Annotated in this window: 21 protein-coding genes and 1 other RNA gene; 18 read left to right on the top strand and 4 right to left on the bottom strand. The window is 46.3% G+C overall.

What is annotated here, in order from left to right; translation table 11 throughout:
• Positions 1-15: 15 nt before the first annotated feature.
• The gene (locus ICN19_RS07435; RefSeq protein WP_216246660.1) at positions 16-1200 is read left to right on the top strand and encodes an MFS transporter; all 1185 of its coding nucleotides are present in this window, start codon (positions 16-18) and stop codon (positions 1198-1200) included.
• An 81-nt stretch (positions 1201-1281) separates the two neighbouring features.
• Positions 1282-1737: a single-stranded DNA-binding protein gene (ssb, locus tag ICN19_RS07430; RefSeq protein WP_068319607.1), complete on the top strand. Its 456-nt coding sequence runs from the start codon at positions 1282-1284 to the stop codon at positions 1735-1737.
• 93 nt (positions 1738-1830) lie between these two features.
• On the opposite strand, the gene queF is transcribed toward ssb, so the two are convergent.
• The 3 genes from queF to ilvA are packed head-to-tail and all read right to left on the bottom strand — an operon-like array spanning position 1831 to position 5095.
• Positions 1831-2658 (bottom strand): NADPH-dependent 7-cyano-7-deazaguanine reductase QueF, encoded by an 828-nt coding sequence (queF, locus tag ICN19_RS07425; RefSeq protein WP_216246658.1) that lies wholly within the window; start codon positions 2656-2658, stop codon positions 1831-1833.
• A gap of 8 nt (positions 2659-2666) precedes the next feature.
• On the bottom strand, positions 2667-3575 hold the full coding sequence (locus tag ICN19_RS07420) for a 5'-nucleotidase (RefSeq protein WP_216246656.1): 909 nt from the start codon (positions 3573-3575) through the stop codon (positions 2667-2669).
• Entirely contained in the window at positions 3575-5095 is a 1521-nt protein-coding gene (gene ilvA, locus ICN19_RS07415) for a threonine ammonia-lyase, biosynthetic (RefSeq protein WP_216246655.1), read from the bottom strand. Before ilvA ends, ICN19_RS07420 begins: the two co-directional genes overlap by 1 nt.
• A 134-nt stretch (positions 5096-5229) precedes the next feature.
• Here ilvA and ICN19_RS07410 point away from each other — a divergent pair, with 134 nt between their 5' ends.
• The 13 genes from ICN19_RS07410 to rnpB all read left to right on the top strand — a co-directional run bounded on the left by ICN19_RS07410 (position 5230) and on the right by rnpB (position 21092).
• On the top strand, positions 5230-9069 hold the full coding sequence (locus tag ICN19_RS07410) for an FAD/FMN-binding oxidoreductase (protein WP_216246653.1): 3840 nt from the start codon (positions 5230-5232) through the stop codon (positions 9067-9069).
• The gene (locus ICN19_RS07405; protein WP_216246651.1) at positions 9069-9467 is read left to right on the top strand and encodes a gamma-butyrobetaine hydroxylase-like domain-containing protein; all 399 of its coding nucleotides are present in this window, start codon (positions 9069-9071) and stop codon (positions 9465-9467) included. The genes ICN19_RS07410 and ICN19_RS07405 overlap by 1 nt, the downstream gene beginning before the upstream one ends.
• Positions 9467-10210, top strand: a complete 744-nt coding sequence (gene ubiE / locus ICN19_RS07400; RefSeq protein WP_216246649.1) for a bifunctional demethylmenaquinone methyltransferase/2-methoxy-6-polyprenyl-1,4-benzoquinol methylase UbiE — start codon at positions 9467-9469, stop codon at positions 10208-10210. Before ICN19_RS07405 ends, ubiE begins: the two co-directional genes overlap by 1 nt.
• 68 nt (positions 10211-10278) lie before the next feature.
• Entirely contained in the window at positions 10279-11190 is a 912-nt protein-coding gene (locus ICN19_RS07395; protein ID WP_216246647.1) for a Tim44 domain-containing protein, read from the top strand.
• 53 nt (positions 11191-11243) lie between these two features.
• Positions 11244-11864, top strand: coding sequence for an SCP2 domain-containing protein (locus ICN19_RS07390; protein ID WP_216246645.1), 621 nt, complete (start codon positions 11244-11246; stop codon positions 11862-11864).
• A gap of 2 nt (positions 11865-11866) precedes the next feature.
• Complete coding sequence (gene ubiB / locus ICN19_RS07385) at positions 11867-13453, top strand: ubiquinone biosynthesis regulatory protein kinase UbiB (protein WP_216246643.1); 1587 nt, start codon at positions 11867-11869, stop codon at positions 13451-13453.
• A gap of 52 nt (positions 13454-13505) precedes the next feature.
• Complete coding sequence (locus tag ICN19_RS07380; RefSeq protein ID WP_216246641.1) at positions 13506-14159, top strand: DUF502 domain-containing protein; 654 nt, start codon at positions 13506-13508, stop codon at positions 14157-14159.
• 16 nt (positions 14160-14175) lie between these two features.
• The gene (aspS, locus tag ICN19_RS07375; RefSeq protein ID WP_216246639.1) at positions 14176-15975 is read left to right on the top strand and encodes an aspartate--tRNA ligase; all 1800 of its coding nucleotides are present in this window, start codon (positions 14176-14178) and stop codon (positions 15973-15975) included.
• A gap of 30 nt (positions 15976-16005) precedes the next feature.
• On the top strand, positions 16006-16464 hold the full coding sequence (gene nudB / locus ICN19_RS07370; protein WP_216246636.1) for a dihydroneopterin triphosphate diphosphatase: 459 nt from the start codon (positions 16006-16008) through the stop codon (positions 16462-16464).
• Between the two features lie 16 nt (positions 16465-16480).
• Positions 16481-18304, top strand: coding sequence for an ABC transporter ATP-binding protein/permease (locus ICN19_RS07365; RefSeq protein WP_216246634.1), 1824 nt, complete (start codon positions 16481-16483; stop codon positions 18302-18304).
• A gap of 9 nt (positions 18305-18313) precedes the next feature.
• Positions 18314-19666, top strand: coding sequence for a glycerate kinase (locus ICN19_RS07360; RefSeq protein ID WP_216246633.1), 1353 nt, complete (start codon positions 18314-18316; stop codon positions 19664-19666).
• 1 nt (position 19667) lies between these two features.
• Positions 19668-20726 (top strand): dihydroorotase, encoded by a 1059-nt coding sequence (gene pyrC, locus ICN19_RS07355; RefSeq protein WP_216246631.1) that lies wholly within the window; start codon positions 19668-19670, stop codon positions 20724-20726.
• Positions 20727-20785: 59 nt separating this feature from the next.
• An RNA gene (gene rnpB, locus ICN19_RS07350) (RNase P RNA component class A) lies at positions 20786-21092 on the top strand.
• Here the strand turns inward: rnpB and ICN19_RS07345 are convergent.
• On the bottom strand, positions 21093-21515 hold the full coding sequence (locus tag ICN19_RS07345; protein WP_216246629.1) for an OsmC family protein: 423 nt from the start codon (positions 21513-21515) through the stop codon (positions 21093-21095).
• A 420-nt stretch (positions 21516-21935) separates the two neighbouring features.
• Here ICN19_RS07345 and rplM point away from each other — a divergent pair, with 420 nt between their 5' ends.
• From rplM to argC, 3 genes are all read left to right on the top strand, one after another.
• Positions 21936-22364 carry a 50S ribosomal protein L13 gene (gene rplM, locus ICN19_RS07340; RefSeq protein WP_011903721.1) on the top strand — a complete coding sequence of 143 codons (429 nt, stop codon included), beginning with the start codon at positions 21936-21938 and terminating at the stop codon, positions 22362-22364.
• 9 nt (positions 22365-22373) lie between these two features.
• On the top strand, positions 22374-22775 hold the full coding sequence (gene rpsI, locus ICN19_RS07335; protein WP_011903720.1) for a 30S ribosomal protein S9: 402 nt from the start codon (positions 22374-22376) through the stop codon (positions 22773-22775).
• 120 nt (positions 22776-22895) lie between these two features.
• Complete coding sequence (gene argC, locus ICN19_RS07330) at positions 22896-23954, top strand: N-acetyl-gamma-glutamyl-phosphate reductase (RefSeq protein ID WP_216246922.1); 1059 nt, start codon at positions 22896-22898, stop codon at positions 23952-23954.
• The last annotated feature ends 26 nt before the right edge of the window (positions 23955-23980 follow it).

Here is a 23980-nt window from a genome sequence, read left to right as displayed (position 1 = left end):
ATATAGCTCTTTCCCATGAATCCTTCTGAACTTCGCTCCACTCTGGCCTTAGCAGGCATCTTTGGCCTCCGTATGTTGGGCTTATTTCTGCTATTGCCCATCTTCAGCATTCATGCACGAGGCTTGCCGGGCGGTGAGCATGCCCTGTGGGTGGGTTTGACGCTTGGGATCTTCAATATTGTTCAGGCCTGTTTTTATATCCCTTTGGGCCGTTTATCCGACCGAATTGGGCGTAAACCAGTCGTTTTATGGGGACTGTCCTTATTTGTAGCTGGCGCCCTAATCTGTGCCGCCAAAGATGATTTGTTGTGGATTGCGATTGGCCGCGGAATTATGGGTGCTGGAGCGGTTTCAGCTGCTATTTCAGCCTGGGTGGCTGATTTAACCCGAGAACAAGTTCGCACTCGAGCAATGGCCTTGGTTGGTGGCAGTATTGCCCTCTCATTTGCTCTTTCTTTGGTGATCGCTGCTCCGATTTATCGTGCCATTAGTCTTAGTGGAATTTTTATTGTTCTGGCGGTATTGGGTGTGATCGCAATGTTCGTCACTTATTACGTTTTGCCTACAACCAAGCCTGAAGCAAAAGTTCAACAAGCCTCGTTGAAAGAAGTTTTCTTTCGCCCAGAGTTGATGCGTTTAAATCTCGGCGTATTTGTATTGCATGCAACTCAAGTAGCTATGTTCTTGGTGGTGCCACGTTTACTAGTGCAGGCAGGATTGCCACTTTCTTCGCATTGGGAAATTTATCTTCCTGTAGTGCTGCTCTCATTTGTCTTTATGGCTCCTGCAATTATTTATGGCGAGAAGAGGCAGAAATTAAGGACGGTATTGTTAGTAGCGATTGTTTTGTTATTGATTGCTGAAACAGTATTCACCCAAGCTAATTCGGTCATGTCTATAGCGACTGCACTGTTAATTTATTTTATTGGCTTTAATTTACTGGAGGCTTTGCAGCCATCCTTAGTATCACGTTTTGCAAAAGAATCTAAGGGCACTGCCCTGGGTGTTTACAACACTACGCAATCGATTGGCCTGTTCTCTGGAGCTGTAATTGGGGGTTATTTAATGGATAGCCATGGTGATTTATCGGTCTTTGCCATGGGGGCGGCGCTCTTGGTTTGCTGGCTTATAATTGCTTGGTCGATGGGTGAAATGCCAACGAGAGCAACAGAATCAAAGGATGTAGCCACAAAGACATAACCGCAGCTTCATAGACTAAATTAAAGCGAGCAGTTTATTTTTTAGCAGTAATAACAGTAGTATTTTTCTTCGGGAGACAACATGGCTTCGGTAAATAAGGTCATCATCGTAGGTAACGTAGGACGCGATCCAGAAACTCGTTACATGCCAAGCGGCGACGCAGTTACAAACATCTCAGTAGCAACATCTGATCGCTACAAAGACAAACAAACTGGCGAAATGAAAGAAACCACAGAATGGCACCGTGTTGCATTCTTCGGTAAGCTTGCAGAAATCGCTGGTCAGTACCTCAAAAAAGGTTCACAGGTTTACGTTGAAGGTCGTTTGCGTACTCGCAAATGGACTGACGCTAGTGGCCAAGAAAAGTATTCCACAGAGATCGTTGCAGAAACTATGCAAATGCTCGGTGGTAAGCCTGTTGGCGGCAGTGGTGATGGTGGCGAAAGCTACAGCCGCTCAAAGCCGGCTGAGCAGTCTGCTCCAGCAGCCTCAAACGCTGCATCATTAGGTGCAATGGATGACGATATTCCGTTTTAAGGAATATCAACTAATGCGGTAAATGCCGCAATAGCAAAAACCCCTTCTAGGATTTCCTACAAGGGGTTTTTATTTGGCTGCTGATGCAATTCATTACTGCCGTGCGTGCCGAATATTTTCAGGCCAAGGTGAATTGTGATCGGTACGGAAAGGGTTGATATCTAATCCACCGCGTCGTGTGTAGCGCGCATACACAGATAACTTCTCTGGCTTGCATTGACGCTTGATATCCGTAAAGATAGTTTCTACGCAATGCTCATGAAATTCACCTAATTGTCTAAAGCCAATCAGATAGCGCAATAAACCTTCTTCCAGAATAGGTCTACCTTGATAGCGAATTTGCACGCTAGCCCAATCAGGCTGACCTGTAACTGGACAATTGGATTTGAGTAGGTGGGATACAAGGCATTGCTCAATTGGGCCAAAAGATTCATTCACGCCCAGTAGGCTTGGGTCGGCAGGCAGGTTTGGATCAACTTCAATATCCAGGCGATCCATCAAAATGCCACCCATTTCTTGCATTCCCTTTTTTGAGATTACTTCCGTAGGGTTGATGCGTGTAGTAATTTTGCTGCCAGCAACTGCTGATAGATCGGCAATCAGCCTTTCTTTAACTTCATTCTCATCTTCAAAGCGTGCGCTGTTGAGGCTGTTGAGATACAACTTAAAGGATTTTGACTCAATCATGTTGGGTGAGTCAGCCGGAATTTGAAACTCCGCCAAGGCAATTTGCGGCTTTCCTTTTTTGTTGAGCCAACTCAGTTCAAAGGCATTCCAAATATCTACTCCAACAAACGGCAGCACCTGATTTTCTTTGATACCCAGTTTCTTGCGATTTTCTATTCTTGGAATGGGAAATAACAAGCTTGGATCGTATTGATCTGGGTATTGCGTAGATTGTCCGAGTGGAAGTGTTGCCATGAATAGTTTTATTTCTTGGGCTTGTTAGAGACACCCGATACTACATGCCCTGTTGGCGCAACAGATGCTGCAGATTGGCAGTGACCAGTTTGATCGTCAAAGAAGAAGTCCGGCTCAAATTCTCTTAAGAACTCACTCTTCGAGAGGCCGCCTAAGAACATCGCTTCGTCAACATCAATACCCCATGCCATCAGAGTCCGAATGGCGCGCTCGTGTGCGGGCGCTGAACGCGCTGTTACTAGTGCGGTACGAATGCGCATGCCATTTTCACTGGTAGAACGTTGCAGTCTGTGGAGCGCTTCGAGCAAGGGCTTGAATGGGCCTGGAGGCAAGGGAATATCAACCTTTTTGCTCTCATGATCAACAAAGGCCTCTAGTCCTTTTTTCTGAAACACTTGTTCTGCCTCATCGGAAAAGAGTACCGCGTCACCGTCAAAGGCAATGCGGATTTCATTCGGGTGAGACTCTGCTGTTTTGCTAGATTCTGGAAATACACGCGCCGCTGGAAATCCAGCATCAATTGTTGCTCTCACATCATCTTCATTCGCAGACAGAAAGAGATTGGCATGCAGTGAGCGTAGGTAATGGTAGGGTGGGCGACCTCTAGTAAATACGCCACGCTCAAGATGTAAGCCGTGATGATCTGCAGAGCGGAAGACGCGTAAGCCGCTTACAGGATCGTTGCGAGAAAGGATTACCACTTCAACGCGCTGCTCCCCCTCCTCATTAAAGGCGAGTAGTTTCTTAACCAGTGGAAAGGCCACCCCTTTTTGGGCCGCTTCACTCAAACGCTCAAGCTGCAATTTCATATAAGCGCTGTCATCGGTAGATTCGAAGATGCGGTTTTCTTCTTCGAAATCAAACAGGGCGCGCGAGGAGATCGCGACGACGAGTTTTCCGGTGAGTGTGTATGACATTATTTAAGAAACAAGCGATAAGCGGGATTATTGCTCTCATCCCAGTGTGGATAGCCTAGACCAGCCAGAAAGCTTTGGAATTTCTTCTGCTCATTCTTGGGGACCTGTAGACCTACCAAAATGCGTCCATAGTCAGCGCCATGATTGCGATAGTGGAACAAGCTGATGTTCCAGTTTGGCGCCATACTGGTAAGAAACTTCATCAGAGCGCCTGGACGTTCTGGAAATTCAAATCGATAGAGTAATTCATCTTTAGCAAGCGCAGAATGTCCACCCACCATGTGGCGTAAATGTGACTTTGCTAATTCATCGTGAGTGAGGTCAATCGTTGCAAACTTTGCCTTGCGGAAATGCTTTGCAATGGCCTCGCTATCACCCGCTTTTTGCGTGCTGATACCTACAAAAATGTGCGCTTCACTTTGATCGCCAATGCGGTAGTTAAATTCAGTAACGTTACGTTTTCCTAGTAATTCGCAGAAGCGTTTGAAGGAGCCACGCTCCTCGGGAATTGTCACTGCAAATACGGCTTCGCGGAACTCGCCAACGTCTGCGCGTTCAGCTACAAAGCGCAAGCGGCTAAAGTTCATATTAGCCCCGCAAGCCACAGCCACTAAGGTTTTCTTCTTTATCCGTTTTTTCTCAACGTACTTCTTCATCCCGGCAATAGCAAGAGCGCCAGCAGGTTCAAGAATGCTGCGAGTATCGGTGAAAACATCATTAATTGCTGCACAGATTTCGTCTGTATCGACAGTGATAATTTCATCGACTACTTTTTTGCAAATACGGAATGTTTCTTTGCCAACGAGTTTCACAGCGGTGCCGTCTGAGAACAAGCCAACATCTTTCATCTCAATGCGCTTATTCGCTTTGAGTGATTGATTCATGGCATCTGAGTCTGAGGCTTGAACGCCAATTACTTTTGTCTTTGGACTAACTGCTTTGATGTATTCACCAATACCTGCAATCAGACCGCCACCACCAATAGCGACAAATACTGCATCAATTGGTTTTTCATATTGAGTAAAGATTTCGTGGGCGATAGTTCCCTGGCCTGCAATGACATCGGGATCATCAAAAGGGTGAACAAAAGTGAGGCCCCGTTTTTTACCTAAAACTTCAGAATGCTTGAAGGCATCGCTGTAGGATTCACCATGAAGGATGATTTCGACCCAAGATCCGCCACGAGCCTTGACAGCATCAATTTTGACGCTAGGGGTGGTTATTGGCATCACAATGACGGCTTTACACTTCATTTTGGCTGCCGATAGGGCAACACCTTGGGCATGATTGCCTGCAGAGGCTGCAATAACCCCGCGTTTTAAGGCTTCCGGGGGTAAATGGGCCATTTTGTTATAGGCCCCACGCAGTTTGAAGGAGAAAACCGGCTGGTTATCTTCCCTTTTTAGGAGAACCTGGTTGCCCAAACGCTTTGTCAGCTCAGGGGCCGGCTGAAGCTCGGTTTCTCTGGCCACGTCATAGACGCGAGCCGATAAAATTTTCTTTAAATAGTTCGTTGCCATCCAATGAGCGTACCACGGATGGCTCCTAAGCCCTTAGATTTGCAAGGGTTTATCTATTTTGGGAGCAGGTTTCTCGGAATACTGCCAGTATCAGGATTGCTCTATTAAAATGCTTATTTATCAAATATGTCGCTATGAACGCCCCACTAGCTTTGAACCAGTTGTTGGACGCTGAGGCGGGTTCCCCCCGTCTGCGTGAAATTCCCTACAACTACACCTCCTTTTCCGATCGAGAGATTGTTATTCGCCTGTTGGGCGAGGAGTCATGGCGCGTTCTAAATAGCTTACGTGGCGTTCGCCGTACTGGCCGTTCTGCGCGGATGTTATTTGAAATTCTCGGTGATATCTGGGTTGTTCAACGTAACCCATTCTTGCAAGATGACTTGCTTGATAGTCCAAATCGTCGCAAGCAGTTAATCGATGCGCTCTGGCATCGCTTGGGCGAAGTCAAGAAGCGCAATAGTGGCGATTCTGCTGATCAAGTCGAAATTTTATTAAGCGCTGCCTATCGCGCCATTGAAAATTTTGAAAACGGATTTAAAGAGGTTGAAGTCATTCGTAAGCGTGCCAAAAAAGAGTTGGGCCGCCACACTGCTTCAGACAATATTTGTTTTGATGGCGTATCACGTGCTGCTCACGTAACTGATGCAACCGATTGGCGTGTTGAGTTTCCACTCGTTGTATTAAAACCTGATTACGAATCCGAAATTCCAGGTTTAGTGAAAGCTTGCGTTGAATTAGGCTTGACTATTATTCCTCGTGGAGGCGGCACTGGTTATACCGGTGGGGCAATTCCACTCTATGCAATGTCTGCAGTCATTAACACTGAGAAGTTGCAAGATATTGGCGGCGTTAAAGCTAAAAAACTTCCTGGCCTTGACCGCGAAGTGTCAACTATCTTCACGGGCGCTGGCGTTGTTACTCGCCGCGTATCAGATGCTGCGGAGCTTGCTGGACTTGTGTTTGCGGTCGATCCTACCTCTGCAGATGCCAGCTGTATAGGCGGCAATATTGCAATGAATGCTGGCGGTAAAAAAGCAGTTCTCTGGGGAACGGCTTTAGATAATCTCGCTAGCTGGCGCATGGTTGATCCAGAGGGTAACTGGTTGGATGTTGTGCGTCTTGATCACAACATGGGCAAGATTCATGATGTGGCAATGGTACGTTTTCAGTTGACTTGGTCTGATGGGACTAGTGAACCTGGTCAGCGCGTTCTCAAAACAGAATTATTAGAAGTTGAAGGCAAACGTTTCCGTAAAGAGGGTTTAGGAAAAGACGTTACTGATAAGTTTTTATCAGGATTACCTGGTGTGCAAAAAGAAGGTTGCGATGGTTTGATTACTAGCGCAACTTGGGTGTTGCATCGTATGCCTAAATTCATGCGCACGGTTTGTTTAGAGTTTTTTGGTCAAGCACGCGAAGCCATTCCGAGCATTGTAGAAATCAAGGCTTACTTAGACGGTCTCAGCAAACAAGGTGGGCCAATTTTGGCTGGTCTTGAGCATTTAGATGATCGTTATTTAAGAGCGGTTGGTTACTCAACAAAATCTAAGCGTAATAGCTTGCCGAAGATGGTGTTGATTGGCGATATTGCTGGTGATGATGAAGAGGCTGTAGCAGCTGCAACGAGCGAAGTAGTGCGGATGGCCAACTTACGGGTTGGCGAGGGCTTTGTTGCCGTTAGCGCAGAAGCGCGTAAGAAGTTTTGGCTAGATCGCGCTCGTACAGCAGCAATTGCTCGTCATACCAACGCATTTAAGATCAATGAAGACGTCGTAATTCCTTTGCCACGTATGGGCGAGTACACCGACGGAATTGATCGTATCAATATTGAACTCTCACTTAAAAACAAGCTGCAAGTACTCGATGGTCTAGAAGCTTTCTTGAAGAAGAGTGCTCTACCACTTGGTAAGAGTGATGCTGAGTACGAAATTCCAACAGCAGAAATCTTGGGCGATCGCGTTCAACAGGCTTTGGAGTTAATTGCTAAGGTGCGTACTCGTTGGGCTGATTGGCTCACGCAGATGGACTCTTATTTCCCCCGTCTGCAGGATTACAGCTTGCGTGCTTCCTGGAAAGATGAAGTGCGTTCAGAGTTGCGCATCATCTTTGGTGGTCTGGCGTTTGAGCCCATCCTTACTGAGTTGGAAGCCATTCACAAAAACATTTTGCGTAAGCGCGTGTTTGTAGCTTTGCACATGCATGCGGGTGACGGTAACGTACACACCAATATTCCCGTGAACTCTGATGACTACGAGATGTTGCAAGATGCACATCGTGCCGTCGACCGCATCATGAAGTTAGCGCGCTCATTGGATGGCGTGATTTCTGGCGAGCATGGTATTGGCATTACCAAACTAGAGTATTTAACTGAAGCCGAGTTAAAAGACTTCCGAAGCTATAAGAATCGCGTTGATCCAGAAGGTCGTTTTAACAAAGGCAAACTAATGCCACATGCTGATCTGAGTATGGCCTACACACCAAGCTTTGGCTTGATGGGCCATGAGTCGATCATCATGCAACAAAGTGATATTGGCGCCATTGCTGATAGCGTGAAGGATTGCTTGCGCTGTGGTAAGTGCAAGCCAGTGTGTTCTACACACGTACCGCGTGCAAATTTACTCTACAGCCCGCGCGATAAGATTCTAGCAACCTCATTATTAATTGAGGCTTTCTTGTATGAAGAGCAGACGCGTCGTGGTGTTTCGATTCGTCATTGGGAAATGTTTGACGATGTAGCTGCGCATTGCACCGTATGTCACAAGTGTTTGACACCTTGTCCGGTCAAGATCGACTTTGGTGACGTCACCATGAACATGCGTAATTTATTGCGTAAGATGGGCCAGCAACGTTTTAATCCTGGTACTGCTGCGTCGATGTTCTTCCTTAATGCGACCAGCCCTGAAAGCATTCATCTTGCCCGCAAGACGATGATTGGTTGGGGTTACAAGTTGCAGCGCTTGGGTAATGACGTTCTGCGCAAGTTTGCCAAACAACAAACAGCACACCCTCCTGCAACGGTAGGTAAGCCGAGTGTTAAAGAGCAGGTGATCTTCTTTGTTAACAAAAAGATGCCAGGCAATTTGCCTAAGAAAACCGCTCGCGCATTATTGGATATTGAAGATGCTAACTACGTGCCAATTATTCGGGATCCCAAAACAACTTCTGCGGATACTGAGGCAGTATTTTATTTCCCCGGTTGCGGATCTGAGCGTTTGTTCTCACAGGTAGGTTTGGCTACTCAGGCTATGTTGTGGAATGTAGGCGTGCAAACGGTACTACCTCCGGGCTACCTTTGTTGCGGCTACCCACAGCGCGGCAATGGCGACTTTGATAAAGCTGAGAAGATGATTACGGATAACCGTGTCCTATTCCACCGCGTTGCTAATACCCTGAATTATTTGGATATCAAGACCGTCGTAGTTTCATGCGGCACTTGTTATGACCAGTTGGCTGGCTATCAGTTTGAGCAGATTTTCCCTGGCTGCCGAATTATTGATATTCATGAGTTCTTGGCTGAAAAGGGCGTGAAGCTCTCTGGCGTCACTGGCGTGAAATATATGTATCACGATCCTTGCCACTCACCAATGAAGTTGCAGGATCCATTGAAGACAGTCAATGAGTTAATCCAACTCGAAGATGGTAAAGCTATTGCTAAAAATGATCGTTGCTGTGGCGAGTCTGGAACTCTGGCTGTAACTCGTCCCGATATTTCTACACAAGTTCGTTTCCGTAAGCAGATTGAAATGGAAAAAGCTGCCAATGAATTGCGTAAGGATGATTTCACTGGTGATGTCAAAGTACTGACTAGCTGCCCATCTTGCCTGCAGGGTCTGACACGTTTTGATGCGGATAGCGACACAACAGCGGATTACATCGTAGTTGAGATGGCGCAGAAGTTGTTAGGTAAAGACTGGATGCAGGACTACGTTGCTAAAGCAAACCAAGGTGGTATTGAGAGGGTTCTCGTTTAATGATTCCAAGCAACATCGTTGTGCATCAACAGTCTAAGGTGCTAGAGCTTTCATACGAGAATGGCCAGACTTATAAATTGCCATTTGAGTTTTTAAGAGTCCTATCTCCTTCCGCTGAAGTTCAAGGTCATGGACCTGGACAAGAAACATTGCAAACTGGTAAGCGTGATGTTTTGATTGCGAATATTGAGCCCGTTGGCCACTACGCCCTCAAGCCGAGCTTTTCTGATGGGCATGATTCAGGTTTGTACTCTTGGGATTTTTTATATTTTTTATGCGAAAACCAAGAGCAATTATGGAAAGAGCATTTAGATAAATTGGCTGCTGCTGGTCTTGATCGTGACGCGCCTATGGCGCAGGCAGGACAGTCGGGCGGTCATTCTTGTGGAAGTCACTAATGAGTAAAACGCACTTTGGTTATCAAAGCGTTGATGAGGCTGAGAAGGCCGGCAAGGTTGCTGAAGTATTTCACTCGGTAGCCAGTAAATACGATGTAATGAATGATTTGATGTCATTTGGCTTACATCGTATTTGGAAAAAAATTACGATTGCGCGCGCAAATGTTCGTCCTGGCCAAAAGGTTTTAGACATCGCTGGCGGTACTGGTGATTTGGCTGCAGCTTTTGCAAAAGCAGCTGACTGGGGCCGCAATCCTGATGCTCAGGTTTGGTTGAGCGACATTAATGCCTCCATGCTGGGAGTTGGTCGCGATCGACTCTTAGACCGGGGAATGGCTTTGCCCTGTGTACAGTTTGATGCGGAAAAGATTCCATTTCCCAATAATCATTTTGACGTAGTGACGGTTGCTTTTGGTTTGCGCAATATGACGCACAAAGAGGTAGCTTTAGGTGAAATGCGTCGGGTAATAAAGCCGGGTGGCCGCGTATTGGTATTGGAGTTTTCGAAGCCAGATGCCTTTTTGCAGCCGGTATATGACACCTATTCTTTTAAGGTTTTGCCATGGCTGGGCGAGAAGATTGCGCAAGATTCAGAGAGCTATCGTTATTTGGCGGAATCTATTCGCATGCATCCTGATGCCCAAACCCTCAAAGAAATGATGCTAGGAGTGGGTTTTGACGAAGTGGAAACCCATAGGATGACTGGGGGTATCGTTGCCCTACATATTGGAATTAAATACTGATGGTTGTATAGTTTTTATTGCCTTAAAAACTAAAGAAATTGAGCAGTTATAAGAGGGAGTACAGATTCATGAATAAACATTTTTTTAAAGCAATACTTTTAAGTCTTACTTTAATTTTTGCAACAGTGGGTCATGCTGATGCTGCTCGATTAGGTGGCGGCAAGAGTATAGGCAGAGCCCCAAGTGCGCCAATGCAAAAGCAAGCTGCGCCAGTACAAAAACCTGCACAGCAAGCGCAGCCTGCTGCACCTGCCCCAGCTCCACAAGCTCCTGCACCTAGTCGTTTTGGTGGCATGGGTGGCATTTTGGGTGGCTTAGCAGCCGGCTTGGGTATTGGTTACCTCTTGTCCCATTTTGGTTTGGGTGAGGCAGCCTCTTCTTTGATCACTGGTTTGCTGATTGCCGTTTTGGCAGGCTTTGCGATTATGTTTGTAATGCGTAAGCTCATGCCAAAAATGTCTAGTGCAGGTCAAAGCCCTAATCTTTCCTCTAACGGAATGCAGCGTACTGGCTTGGATCAGACACCAAGATACGAGCCAGCTTTTACTCCTGCTGCAAACGCATTTGGCGGAGTTAGCGTCGAGCCTGAGGCATTTCAGTCAACCTTGCCTCCCGGTTTTGATCAGCAAACATTCTTAGAGAATGCAAAACAATATTTTGCAACTTTGCAAAAAGCATGGGATCAAGGTGATCTTGCTTCTTTGAGAGAATTTACAACCCCAGAAATGTTTGCCACGATCCAGCAGGATTTAGCGGGTCGCACTGATGCAAGCAATCAAACGGATGTGGTCACTATCAATGCTCAGCTCTTGGGAATTGAAACGGCTGACGGACATTATTTCTGCAGCGTTCAGTTTAGCGGCATGATTCGTGAGCAACAGGGCGCGCCAGCGAGTGACTTCTCCGAAATTTGGAATTTAAGTAAGCCAGTAGAGGGTCCTGGTGGTTGGGTACTAGCGGGTATCTCCCAGTTGGTTTAAGCTTTAGGTACTTGCCGTCGGAAAACCCGCACTTGTGCGGGTTTTTTACACTTATGAACACACGTTTCTCAACCACCCATACGATTGCCTCCAGCGCTGCCTGCCGGGGGATTAATCATGTTTTAGCTAGTGAGCCATGGGCATGTGCTGAGTTGTCTCGCCATGCTAATAAAACCATTTTGTTGCAGCTTCCGTTGGGCGACCTATGTTTTGAGATAAAGCCTGATGGTTTATTGGCTAGCCTAAAAGAAATTGAGGCTCCTGCACTTACTCTAGAGGTTTCCTCAAAGGCGCTGAGTGATTTGGCTGGCAGCACTGGTTCATTACGCGAGCAAGCCTTCAAGGCGGTAAAAATTACTGGCGATGCAGACTTGGCTCAACTATTGGGTCGTCTTGCTGGACAGCTGCGTTGGGAGTACGAGGAAGATTTAGCGCGTTTAGTGGGCGATGCACCAGCAAACTTTGCGGTAAGACAGGGGAAAAAGTTTGTCTCCGCTACTCGCTCTGCTGCTGGTGATTTGCTGGACAATGTAGTGGAGTATGTCAGCGAAGAGAGAAAGGTGCTTTTAAATAAGCGAGATTTTATGGTGCGTAAATCTGAATTAAGCGAATTACGCGAATCGGTGGATCGCATGGAAAAGCGTATTCAACTTTTAGAGCAAAAGGCTAAATAATCGTGCGTCGCATTGCTCGTCTTTATTTCATATTTTTTACAGCTTGGCGCTATGGCTTGTTGCCATTGCTTCGCGATCTTTTAAGACCAGGCATTCGCCGTGGTTTCTTAACCATGCTTTGTTGGGTTTCTCCTGGCACACATTTGCCTAGAGGTGAACGCATTCGATTAACACTAGAAGCACTGGGTCCGATATTTGTGAAGTTCGGTCAGGTTCTTTCTACGCGTCGCGACTTATTGCCAGAAGACATCGCTAATGAGTTGGCTAAGCTGCAGGATCAAGTACCACCATTCTCAAATGAAGAATCTCGCCGCTTAATTGAGAAAGATCTAGGGCAACCGATTGAGGAAGTGTTTATTAGTTTTGATGCAACTCCTGTTGCTAGCGCCTCGGTAGCGCAGGTGCATTTTGGAGTCTTGCGTGGTACAGATAAGCGTCCAGAGTGGGAAGGTCGTGCAGTAGCAATTAAAGTTCTGCGTCCCGGCATTCTGCCGGTGATTAACGGCGATCTAGCATTGATGTATGACCTTGCTAAAGTGATTGAAAAAAGCTCTGAGGATGGTCGCCGTTTAAAGCCCCGTGAGAACGTAGCAGAGTTTGATACGTATTTGCACGACGAGCTAGATCTCATGCGCGAGGCTGCTAATGCAAGCCAATTACGTAGGCAGTTTGCAGACTCTCAAAAACTCATGATTCCTGAAATGTATTGGGATCTTTGTCATACCAATGTCATTGTGATGGAGAGAATGTATGGCATCTCGATTGGAAAGACTGCCGCTCTAAGAGAGGCTGGAGTTGACTTTAAAAAGCTGGCCGCTGATGGCGTAGAGATATTCTTTACCCAGGTATTTGAGTATGGATTCTTCCATGCCGATATGCATCCTGGCAACATTATGATTAGCTTGGAGCCAGAAACATTTGGCCGCTTCATTTCACTTGATTTTGGAATCGTTGGTGCATTAAGTGAGACTGATAAAAACTATTTAGCATTGAATTTTTTAGCATTCTTTAATCGTGATTATCGACGTGTTGCCGAATTGCATATCGAATCAGGCTGGGTTCCAGCCAATACTCGTGTTGAAGAATTAGAGGGTGCAGTACGTTCAGTTTGTGAGCCTTACTTTGATCGCCCACTAAAAGAAATTTCTCTGGGTATTGTGTTGATGCGTTTATTCCAAACTTCACGCCGCTTTAAGGTAGAAATTCAGCCGCAACTAACTTTATTGCAAAAAACGCTCTTGAATGTAGAGGGTCTGGCTCGTCAACTTGATCCTGATCTGGATCTTTGGAAAACAGCCAAGCCGATTTTGGAGAGATGGGTAAGTAAGCAATTAGGATGGCGTGGTTTAGTGGATGGCTTAAAGGAAGAGGCTCCTACTTGGGCCAAGATTCTGCCCACATTGCCTCGTTTGATAGCCGAAAGTCTGGCTCAAGGACGAAATCCCATAAAAGACCAAAACGGCGAAATTGAGGTTCTAAAGGCTCTTTTGCTCCAAGAAAGACGCACTCATCGCCTGCTGGCTGGCGCTTTGCTCTTTGCTGGCGGGTTTTTGGCGGGAATTTTGATTATCAGCCTGGGCTTTTATTAGTCTCTCCCTGATTGGCTGCTAACCCGCTAAAATAGCGGGTTAGGCAGAACACATGAAAAAATACTTTATCGCAGGCATCCTCGTTTGGGCACCATTGTCGATCACCATCTGGGTGATTGCATGGGGTTTGGGCCTGCTCGACGGCGTATTCGGTTCTGTAATGCAGGCCATCATCACAGTGTTCCCGCGTCAATTTGCTGGAGATTTGCAGCATTTCCGTGAACTGCCTGGTGTTGGCATTTTGATTGTGATCGCCGTGATTATGGCTACTGGTTTAGTGGCAATTAGTTTTGCTGGTCAGTGGTGGATCCGGATGTGGAATAAGCAGATCAACCGTATTCCAATTGTTCGTTCTATTTATTCAAGTGTTCAGCAGGTATCTTCCACTTTATTTTCTGGAAGCGGCCAAGCTTTTAGCAAGGCACTATTAATTCGTTATCCCCATGCTGACTCATGGGTGATTGCTTTTCAAACAGGCACTCCTGCAAAAGAAGTGACTTCGAAATTAGGCGAAGATTACGTCAACGTATTTTTACCAACAACCCCAAACCCTACCTCTGGTTTTTTCATGATTGTGCCCCGTGCGCAAACGATTGAATTAGAGATGAGTGTAGAAGAGGCTCTGAAACATATTGTTTCCATGGGCTCTGTTCCTCCCAATAGTTCTAGTGGCATAACTGCAACGCAGTTACCACACCATTTTTGATTTATAGGAAATTGTTATGTCGATGCGAAGCCATACCTGCGGCCAGGTAACCGATTCACTGATTGGTCAAGAAGTCACTCTTTCTGGTTGGGTGAATCGTCGCCGTGACCATGGAGGCGTTATCTTTATTGACTTGCGTGACCGCGAAGGTTTTGTTCAAGTGGTTTGCGATCCAGATCGCCCAGAGATGTTCGCCCTTGCCGAGCAAGTGCGTAGTGAGTTCTGTATTCAGATTAAAGGCCTCGTGCGTGCGCGTCCTGCCGGCACTGAGAACGTAGATTTGGTTAGTGGAAAAGTAGAAATTCTTTGCCATAGTTTAGTGATCTTGAATGCGTCTGTAACACCACCATTCCAAATCGACGATGAGAATTTATCCGAGACCACTCGTTTGACTCATCGTGTATTAGATTTACGTCGTCCACAAATGCAAAAGAATTTGCGCTTGCGTTATAACGTTGCGATGGAGTGCCGTCGTTATTTAGATGACGCAGGATTTATCGATATCGAAACACCAATGCTCACTAAGAGCACGCCAGAAGGCGCGCGTGATTATTTAGTTCCATCACGTGTACATGATGGTCAGTTCTTTGCATTGCCACAGTCTCCGCAATTGTTTAAGCAGTTGTTAATGGTGGCTGGCTTTGATCGTTACTATCAAATTACTAAGTGCTTCCGTGATGAAGACTTACGCGCAGATCGTCAGCCTGAATTTACGCAGATCGACTGTGAAACTGCTTTCTTGAGCGAGTTAGAAATTCGTGATTTGTTTGAAAACATGATTCGTCATATTTTCAAGAAGACCATGAATGTCGAGTTGCCGAACCCATTCCCAACAATGCCTTACTCAGAAGGTATGGCGCGTTTTGGCTCTGATAAGCCAGATTTGCGTGTGAACTTTGAGTTCACTGAATTGACGGATTTAATGAAAGACGTTGATTTCAAGGTGTTCTCAGGCGCAGCCAATCAAGTTGGTGGCCGCGTAGTGGGCTTATGCGTACCTGGCGGTGCTGAAATTAGTCGCAGCGAAATCGATGACTACACGCAGTTCGTCAGTATCTATGGCGCTAAAGGTTTGGCGTGGATTAAGGTCAACTCTGTGGCTGAGGGCCGCAATGGTTTGCAGTCACCAATCGTGAAGAATTTGCATGACGCTGCGATTGAAGGCATCTTGAAGCGCACTGGTGCAAAAGATGGCGACATCATTTTCTTCGGTGCTGATAAAGAAAAAGTAGTAAACGATGCAATCGGTAATTTACGTCTGCGTATTGGTCAATCTGCTTGGGGTAAAGAGCACGGACTCTTTACTGAAGGTTGGAAGCCATTGTGGGTAGTTGACTTCCCAATGTTTGATTACGACGAAGGCGAAGCGCGCTGGGTTGCTTGCCATCATCCGTTCACCAGCCCTAAAGATGAGCATATGAAGTACTTGGAGTCTGATCCAGGTAAGTGTTTAGCTAAGGCTTATGACATGGTGTTGAACGGTAGTGAAATTGGTGGTGGTTCTGTACGTATTCACCAAGAGGCTATTCAAAGTCAGGTATTCCGTGCATTGAAGATTGATGCGGAAGAAGCTCAAGCTAAGTTTGGCTTCTTATTAGACGCTCTCCAATATGGCGCGCCTCCACACGGTGGTATTGCCTTTGGTTTAGATCGTATTGTGACAATGATGACTGGCGCTGAGTCAATCCGTGACGTCATTGCTTTCCCTAAAACACAACGTGCACAGTGTTTATTAACCCAGGCTCCTAGTCCGGTTGATGAGCGTCAGTTGCGTGAGTTGCACATCCGTTTGCGTCAAGCTGCACCTGCTGCTTAAAACAACTTAAGCAGCATTTTTAGATCCGCCTTGAAAATCCCTATATCGGTTTTAGTAGTCATCTACAAATCGAATGGGGATGTTTTGTTGATAGAGCGTGCGGATCGTGCGAGCTTTTGGCAGTCCGTTACTGGTAGCCTGGATGCTACTGATGAAGATCTTGCTTTGGCGGCGGCCCGTGAAGTATTTGAAGAGACGGGTATTGCGGTAGAGGGGTTGCCAAAAGATGCATTGAAAAATATGCACCACCAGATCGAATATGAAATCTATCCTGCTTGGCGCTCTCGTTATGCGCCTGGCGTCACTCGCAACACTGAACATTGGTTCTCACTAGAAGTTCCCAATAACACCCCTATTACGCTAGCGCCTAGGGAGCATGTTGCCTATGAATGGCTCCCATACCCAGAGGCCGCTAAAAAATGTTTTTCTCCTAGTAATGGAGAGGCCATCCTCAAATTATTTTCAGCAGCTAAAAGTCAGTGCCAATAAGGAATAAGATAGTGCGATGAGACATTCATCGGGACATCATCACGGTAGCGCAGATTCAAAAACAGCGGGGCGCGGTGACTGGCGCGTTATTCGCGACCTGCTCCCTTATCTTTTGGAGTATCGCTTTAGGGTCTTGATTGCCCTTAGCTGTTTGATTGCCGCCAAGGTTACCAATCTGGGCATACCAATTGTGCTGAAAGACTTAATTGATTCTTTAAATATCAATGTCAATTCACCGCAAGTACTTCTGGTTGTTCCCTTGGGAATTATTGTTGCCTACGGCCTTTTAAGAATTTTTGCATCCGTATTTACAGAACTTCGTGAAGCATTATTTGCTAAGGTCACCCAGAACGCGGTTCGTAAAGTGGCGCTTCAGGTTTTTGAGCACTTGCATTCCTTAGCGCTGAGCTTTCATCTTGCGCGTCAGACTGGAGGCGTCAGTCGAGATATTGAGCGCGGCACACGTGGCATACAGTCACTGATTTCTTATTCTCTCTATAGCATTCTGCCAACGCTCATTGAGTTTTGTTTAGTCTTAGGCTACCTCGCCTATTCCTACGATATTTGGTTTGCTGCCATTACTTTAGTCGCCTTGGTTCTTTATATTATTTTCACAGTCGTAGTTACTGAGTGGCGTACGCATTTCCGCCGTACGATGAATGATATGGATTCAAAAGCCAATCAAAAGGCGATTGATTCCTTATTAAATTTCGAGACAGTGAAGTACTTTGGTAACGAGGCATTTGAAGCTAGTCGTTACGATGAAAATCTTCTGCGCTATCAATCCGCTGCGGTGAAGTCACAAAAGACTTTGGCGGTATTGAACCTTGGTCAGCAAATCATTATTGCAGTTGGCTTAATGCTAATTCTCTGGCGTGCTACTGTTGGCGTGGTTAATGGCACGATGACTTTGGGTGATTTGGTATTGGTCAATACCTTAATGATTCAGCTCTATATTCCCCTGAACTTCTTGGGTGTGATCTATCGCGAAATCAAGCAAGCATTGACTGATATGGATCGGATGTTTTCTTTGCTCAATACTGATAAAGAGATAGCTGATTCACCAGATGCTAAGACACTTCAAATTGAAAATCATGATCGTGGTCCAGATGTTCGGTTTGAGCATGTATCGTTTCACTATGATGCTAAGCGTGAAATTCTCCGCGATGTGAGCTTTAATATTCCTGCTGGGACTATTACCGCAGTAGTTGGTCAAAGTGGTGCTGGTAAAAGCACCCTCGCAAGATTGCTGTTTCGTTTTTACGATGTTCAATCAGGAAGGATTTTGATTGATAGTCAAAATATTCAGGATGTAACGCAGGCTAGTTTGCGCAAAGCCATTGGCATCGTGCCACAAGATACTGTCTTATTCAATGACACGATTGGATACAACATAGCTTATGGCAATCCTTCCGCATCTATGGAAGAGGTGCAGGAGGCAGCCAGAGCGGCGCAAATTGATAGTTTTATTAAGCGTTTGCCTGAGGGTTATGGTACGCAAGTTGGTGAGCGGGGTCTCAAGTTATCGGGGGGTGAGAAGCAAAGGGTTGCTATAGCTAGAACACTCCTAAAGAAACCGGCCATGCTCATTTTTGATGAGGCTACGTCAGCGCTGGACTCTAAAACCGAGCGCGCTTTTCAAGAAGAGCTTCTCAGCTTGGCGAAGAATCGAACCACACTCATCATTGCTCATCGTCTTTCAACCATCATTCATGCCGATCAAATTTTGGTAATGGATCATGGGCAAATTGTGGAGCACGGAACCCATGAAGAATTACTTTCGATAAACGGTAAATATGCTGAGATGTGGCAGATGCAAGAGCGCGCCACTCTTGATTAGAATAGCTTGATGACCCAAAACGCATCCTCGACCCCAATGGTCAAAAGCACCGAAGATATTTTAAAAAATGCTTTTGCTGCTGCTGTGGCAGTTGCTGATCCACAAGTCATTGTTCCTCAAAACTTGTCAAAGATATTTCCAAAGGGTCAAGATCCTAAAGGGCGCTGTTTAGTTGTGGGTGCCGGTAAAGCTAGTGCATCTATGGCTAGCGCATTGGAAGCTTACGCAAAAGCGAATTGGCCGCAGGCGAAATTAGAAGGCGTTGTGCTGACGCGTTACGGCCACAACTCACCAACAAGCTATATCAAGATTGTTGAGGGCGGGCATCCAGTACCTGATCAAGCTGGCATGGATGGGGCTAAGGAAGTATTGGCATTAGCAAAGCAATTGGAGCAAGGTGATTTATTGATTGCTTTGGTATCTGGTGGGGGCTCAAGTCTTCTGACTTTGCCTCAAGAAGGTATCTCTATTGATGACATGCGCAAGACCACAGAAGCGCTATTGCGAAGTGGCGCCCCGATTGAAGAAATGAATGTGGTGCGCAAACACCTATCTGCAATTTTGGGTGGTAACTTGGCCAGGGTTGCGATTGCACGTGGCGCAAGAGTGGAAGCTTTATTGATTTCTGACGTCACAGGTGACTCACCCACAGATATTGCTAGTGGTCCTTGTGCCGCTGATTACTCTACGTATTTGGATGCACTCAATATTTTGCAAAAATACGATTTAGATACATCTACTATTCCGGTATCTGTTCTTGATCATCTCAAGCGAGGTTTAGCAGGAGAGATTCCTGAGACCTTAAAAGATGCCGATTTAGTTGATGGTCAGGTATCCAATCATGTCATTGCAACTGCCTACAAGAGTCTAGAAGCTGCTGCTGAGTATGTTCGTCATCAAGGCTATGAGCCAATTATTTTGGGTGACACAATTACCGGCGAGGCACAGGAGGTTGGTTTAGAACAGGCCGCCTTAGTACGCGACTATGTAGCCAAGGGGGTTGATAAACCGCTAGCCCTGATTTCTGGCGGTGAATGCACTGTGACTATCCCTGCTAGCGTCAAAGGCCGTGGTGGTCGTTGCAGTGAGTATTTGCTCTCACTCTTTGCAGCATCAAGTGATTTCCCTAAATTGGCTGCCTTGGCTGCTGATACCGATGGGATTGATGGCAGCGAAAAGAATGCTGGGGCGTGGTTTGATGCTGGTATTCGTCAAACTAGCCTGAGCTCAAGTCTTGCGCCAGAAAAATTCTTAATGGCACACGATTGTTACGGCTTCTTTGCGGAATTAAGCGCTTTAGTGGAAACTGGCCCTACACTTACGAATGTAAATGACTTCCGCATCATCTTGCTTAATAAATAATATGTCTAATACCCCAACACAAATTCAATTGATACAGCCAGATGATTGGCATTTGCATATTCGAGATGGTGAAGTCATGAAGGATGTGTTGGCCGATACTGCGCGTCAATTTGCACGTGCCATCATCATGCCGAATTTAAAGCCACCAGTCACCACTGTGGATTTGGCAAAAGCTTATCAGTCCCGTATTGAATCTAATTTGAAGTTGCTTGGGGTGAGTGGCTTTACGCCCTTAATGACTTTATATCTCACTGATAATACTTCTGCAGATGAGGTACGTAAGGCCAAGGATGCAGGTATTGCTGCATTCAAGTTGTATCCCGCAGGAGCAACCACCAATAGCGATGCTGGAGTCAGCGATCTCAAACATTGCCATGCTGCCCTAGAGGCAATGCAGGCTGTTGGCATGCCGCTGTTAGTGCACGGCGAAGTAACGCATGCAGATATTGATATCTTTGATCGTGAGGCAGTATTTATTGATACGGTATTAGAGCCGTTACGCAAAAAATTACCTGAGCTCAAAATTGTGTTTGAACACATTACTACCAAGCAAGCCGCTCACTATGTTCGTGATGCAGTGACTGGTGGGAAAAATACGATTGCAGCAACCATTACCCCTCAGCATTTGCTCATGAATCGCAATGCGATTTTTGCTGGCGGTATTCGTCCACACAATTATTGCTTGCCAGTGCTGAAGCGCGAAGAGCATCGAGTTGCGCTTTTGGAGGCTGCTACAAGTGGTAACTCTCGCTTCTTCTTGGGAACTGATAGCGCGCCGCATGCCAAGGGTGCTAAAGAGGCGGCCTGTGGTTGTGCGGGTTGCTACAGTGCATTTAACGCACTAGGTTTGTATGCTGAAGCATTTGAGAGTGTTGGCAAGTTAGATAAGTTAGAGGGCTTCGCCAGTTTCTTTGGTCCCGACTTTTATTCTTTACAACGCAATAGCAACAAAATTACCTTGGTAAAACAAGCGCAAAGCATTCCAATGGAATTGCCTTTAGGTGATACCACCATCGTTCCACTGCGCGCCGGTGAAACGATTGCTTGGTCACTCGTTTAATAAACTCAAATCATTAGTTTCTTAGCTAAATTGCTCTGACTGCGTTAGACTGCAGGCGCAGAGTCAATTGGGCAATCGCCGCCTCTTTATTGAGGGGGAGGAAAGTCCGGACTCCATAGGGAAGGGTGATGGCTAACGGCCATCCACGGCGACGTGAGGAATAGGGCCACAGAGACGAGCGTATTTAGTTACGGTGAAACGCGGTAACCTCCACCTGGAGCAATCCCAAGTAAGCAGGCGATGAGGCGTCCCGCTGAGTCTGCGGGTAGGGAGCTTGAGCCGTCAGGTAACTGCCGGCCTAGAGGAATGATTGCCCCTAGATGCAAATCTAGGCGACAGAATCCGGCTTATCGATTGACTCTGCACTTATTCTGCAATGATTTCTACGCTGTAAGTCAGATCTGCAGTTTTGGCCAGCATGGTGGTAGCTGAGCAGTACTTCTCGTGTGACAGCTTGACTGCGCGATCGACTTTTGCCTGATCTAAATCTTTTCCCTTGACCGCAAAGTGCAAATTGATCTTGGTGAAGACTTTAGGATCCTCAGTGGCGCGTTCCGCCTGGAGGTTTACTTCGCAGCCGCTAATTGCCTGGCGGGCCCTTTGTAGGATTAAAACCACATCAAATGCAGAGCAACCACCCGCACCGGCCAAAAGGAGCTCCATGGGCCTTGGCGCTAGGTTTCTACCGCCTGCTTCTGGGGCTCCATCCATGTTGACGAGGTGACCACTGCCAGTTTCAGCAGAAAAAGCCATACCACCATTACCCAACCAAGATACTCGACAATCCATAGTAGTGACCCCTAACTTACTAAATTAATCAATATTATCAATAGTTTACCAATATTTAAGGCGTATTGTTTGCTAGCAAAAATAGCCAAAAAGCATCAAAAAATTGATTTTGGTCAATATTCTTGCGTTGCACCATATTGTTTGTGTAGAATAACCATATTGGTAGTCAGTCTTGTATAAGACTGCGACTTACCTCCCAGTGTCTCCTCCACCCAAACATAGGTGGATTCCAACCCAGGACTCGTTCCTGGGTTTTTTTTAGGTTACAATTCAAGGCTTTACTGAATTACCGAGCCGGTCAGCGGTAATTTGTTGTACCAGTTAAATTGCAGAATCTGCGAGCTTGCAAACATAAGCAGGGCCAAGGTGGATGTAGTTTGGTTGGGGTAATTTTTTTTGACCATAACAATTTGAGAAATCATGAAAACTTTTTCTGCAAAATCCCATGAGGTAGTGCATGAATGGTTCGTGATTGACGCTACGGACAAAGTCCTCGGTCGTGTCGCCAGTGAAGTGGCACTCCGTCTACGCGGCAAGCACAAGCCTGAATACACCCCACACGTTGATACTGGCGACTTTATTGTCGTTATCAATTCTTCTAAGCTCCGTGTCACAGGCACAAAAGGCTTGAACAAAATTTATTACCGTCACAGCGGATACCCAGGTGGTATTAGCTCGACTAACTTCGACAAGATGCAAGACCGTTTCCCAGGTCGCGCTTTGGAGAAGGCTGTGAAAGGTATGTTGCCAAAAGGCCCACTAGGCTATGCCATGATTAAGAAATTAAAAGTCTACGGCGACGCCAATCATCCGCATGCGGCTCAACAGCCAAAAGCGTTAGAGATTTAAGGAAACCAAATGGCTATTAATTACGGAAATTGGAATTACGGTACTGGTCGCCGCAAGAGTTCTGTTGCGCGCGTATTCATTAAATCTGGCAAAGGCGACATCATTGTTAATGGTAAGCCTATCGATGCTTATTTTGCTCGTGAAACATCACGCATGATCGCTCGTCAGCCTTTGGCTCTCACAGCCCACTTAACGACCTTTGATATCAAAGTAAACGTTTCTGGTGGCGGTGAAACTGGCCAAGCTGGTGCAGTTCGTCACGGTGTTACTCGTGCATTGATCGACTACGACAACGCTTTGAAGCCAACTCTGTCTAAAGCAGGTTTGGTAACTCGCGATGCTCGTGAAGTTGAGCGTAAAAAAGTTGGTCTGCACGGCGCGCGTCGTCGTAAGCAGTTCAGCAAGCGCTAATTCTTTCAGTCGCTCAAGTTTTATCGAAAGGGTCGCGCAAGCGGCCCTTTTTGTTTCTACAATTGAGGTATTCAGAAGTTTTAAAAGAAACTTCTCATGGTCGGTATTTTGGAGAAAGACATGATTAAGGTTGGCATCGTAGGTGGCACTGGTTATACCGGAGTGGAGTTATTGCGTTTATTAGCGCAGCATCCCGAGGTAAAACTCACTGCAATTACTTCTCGCACGGAAGCGGGTATGCCTGTGGCTGAGATGTTCCCATCTTTACGTGGCCGTGTTGATCTGAAATTTACAACACCTGATGAAGCTAAATTAAGCGAATGCAATGCAGTGTTCTTTGCTACTCCGCATGGTGTTGCAATGGCACAAGCAAAAGAATTGCTTGCGAACAATGTCAAGGTTTTGGATCTTGCTGCAGATTTCCGTTTAAAGGATGTTAAAGAATTTGCTAAGTGGTACGGCATGGATCACGGTTGCCCAGAGATTTTGGCTGAGGCAGTTTATGGTTTGCCAGAGATTAATCGCGAAGCTATTAAAAAAGCACGCGTTGTTGGTTTGGCAGGCTGCTATCCAACCTCTGTGCAATTGGGCCTTGCCCCTTTACTGTCGCCAAAATCTACTGGCGGTAAGCACTTGATCGACGGCACACACATTATTTCTGATTCAAAGTCAGGCACCTCTGGTGCTGGGCGTAAAGCAGAGATTGGCACATTATTGTCTGAGGCAAGCGATAACTTTAAGGCGTATAGCGTTAAAGGACACCGTCATCTCCCAGAGATCGAGCAAGGCTTAAAAGCGATTGCTGGACATGATCAAATTGGTTTGACCTTTGTGCCGCATTTAACCCCGATGATTAGAGGTATTCATTCAACGCTGTATGTGCGCTTGACTGACGCTGGTAAAGATGTCGATTACCAAAAGCTTTATGAGAGTTTCTATAAAGACGAGCCATTTGTTGATGTGATGCCAGCTGGGAGTCACCCAGAAACTCGCTCTGTGCGCGGCAGCAATGGCATTCGGATTGCGATCCACCGTCCAGGCGGTGGGGATACTTTAGTTGTTTTGGTGGTTGAAGACAATTTGGTAAAAGGGGCTTCAGGACAGGGGGTTCAGTGTTTAAACCTGATGTTTGGCTTGCCAGAGACTACGGGGCTTACCCAGATAGCGGTATCCCCGTAATGACCCTTCAGCAAACTGGACATTAA

Origin of the sequence: Polynucleobacter sp. AP-Capit-er-40B-B4, assembly GCF_018882245.1 — a bacterium.
GTDB lineage: Bacteria > Pseudomonadota > Gammaproteobacteria > Burkholderiales > Burkholderiaceae > Polynucleobacter.
This window is presented reverse-complemented; position numbering and strand designations above follow the sequence as displayed.

Excerpts from the sequence above, each read along its gene's own strand:
- ICN19_RS07390 (WP_216246645.1), top strand. The coding sequence starts at position 11,244 with ATGAACACACGTTTCTCAACCACCCATACGATTGCCTCCAGCGCTGCC.
- ICN19_RS07345 (WP_216246629.1), bottom strand. The coding sequence starts at position 21,515 with ATGGATTGTCGAGTATCTTGGTTGGGTAATGGTGGTATGGCTTTTTCT.
- ICN19_RS07365 (WP_216246634.1), top strand. The coding sequence starts at position 16,481 with ATGAGACATTCATCGGGACATCATCACGGTAGCGCAGATTCAAAAACA.
- ICN19_RS07380 (WP_216246641.1), top strand. The coding sequence starts at position 13,506 with ATGAAAAAATACTTTATCGCAGGCATCCTCGTTTGGGCACCATTGTCG.
- ICN19_RS07410 (WP_216246653.1), top strand. The coding sequence starts at position 5,230 with ATGAACGCCCCACTAGCTTTGAACCAGTTGTTGGACGCTGAGGCGGGT.
- ICN19_RS07435 (WP_216246660.1), top strand. The coding sequence starts at position 16 with ATGAATCCTTCTGAACTTCGCTCCACTCTGGCCTTAGCAGGCATCTTT.
- queF (WP_216246658.1), bottom strand. The coding sequence starts at position 2,658 with ATGGCAACACTTCCACTCGGACAATCTACGCAATACCCAGATCAATAC.
- ilvA (WP_216246655.1), bottom strand. The coding sequence starts at position 5,095 with ATGGCAACGAACTATTTAAAGAAAATTTTATCGGCTCGCGTCTATGAC.
- argC (WP_216246922.1), top strand. The coding sequence starts at position 22,896 with ATGATTAAGGTTGGCATCGTAGGTGGCACTGGTTATACCGGAGTGGAG.
- ICN19_RS07395 (WP_216246647.1), top strand. The coding sequence starts at position 10,279 with ATGAATAAACATTTTTTTAAAGCAATACTTTTAAGTCTTACTTTAATT.
- ubiE (WP_216246649.1), top strand. The coding sequence starts at position 9,467 with ATGAGTAAAACGCACTTTGGTTATCAAAGCGTTGATGAGGCTGAGAAG.
- ssb (WP_068319607.1), top strand. The coding sequence starts at position 1,282 with ATGGCTTCGGTAAATAAGGTCATCATCGTAGGTAACGTAGGACGCGAT.
- rpsI (WP_011903720.1), top strand. The coding sequence starts at position 22,374 with ATGGCTATTAATTACGGAAATTGGAATTACGGTACTGGTCGCCGCAAG.
- pyrC (WP_216246631.1), top strand. The coding sequence starts at position 19,668 with ATGTCTAATACCCCAACACAAATTCAATTGATACAGCCAGATGATTGG.
- ICN19_RS07360 (WP_216246633.1), top strand. The coding sequence starts at position 18,314 with ATGACCCAAAACGCATCCTCGACCCCAATGGTCAAAAGCACCGAAGAT.
- ICN19_RS07405 (WP_216246651.1), top strand. The coding sequence starts at position 9,069 with ATGATTCCAAGCAACATCGTTGTGCATCAACAGTCTAAGGTGCTAGAG.
- aspS (WP_216246639.1), top strand. The coding sequence starts at position 14,176 with ATGTCGATGCGAAGCCATACCTGCGGCCAGGTAACCGATTCACTGATT.
- ICN19_RS07420 (WP_216246656.1), bottom strand. The coding sequence starts at position 3,575 with ATGTCATACACACTCACCGGAAAACTCGTCGTCGCGATCTCCTCGCGC.
- rplM (WP_011903721.1), top strand. The coding sequence starts at position 21,936 with ATGAAAACTTTTTCTGCAAAATCCCATGAGGTAGTGCATGAATGGTTC.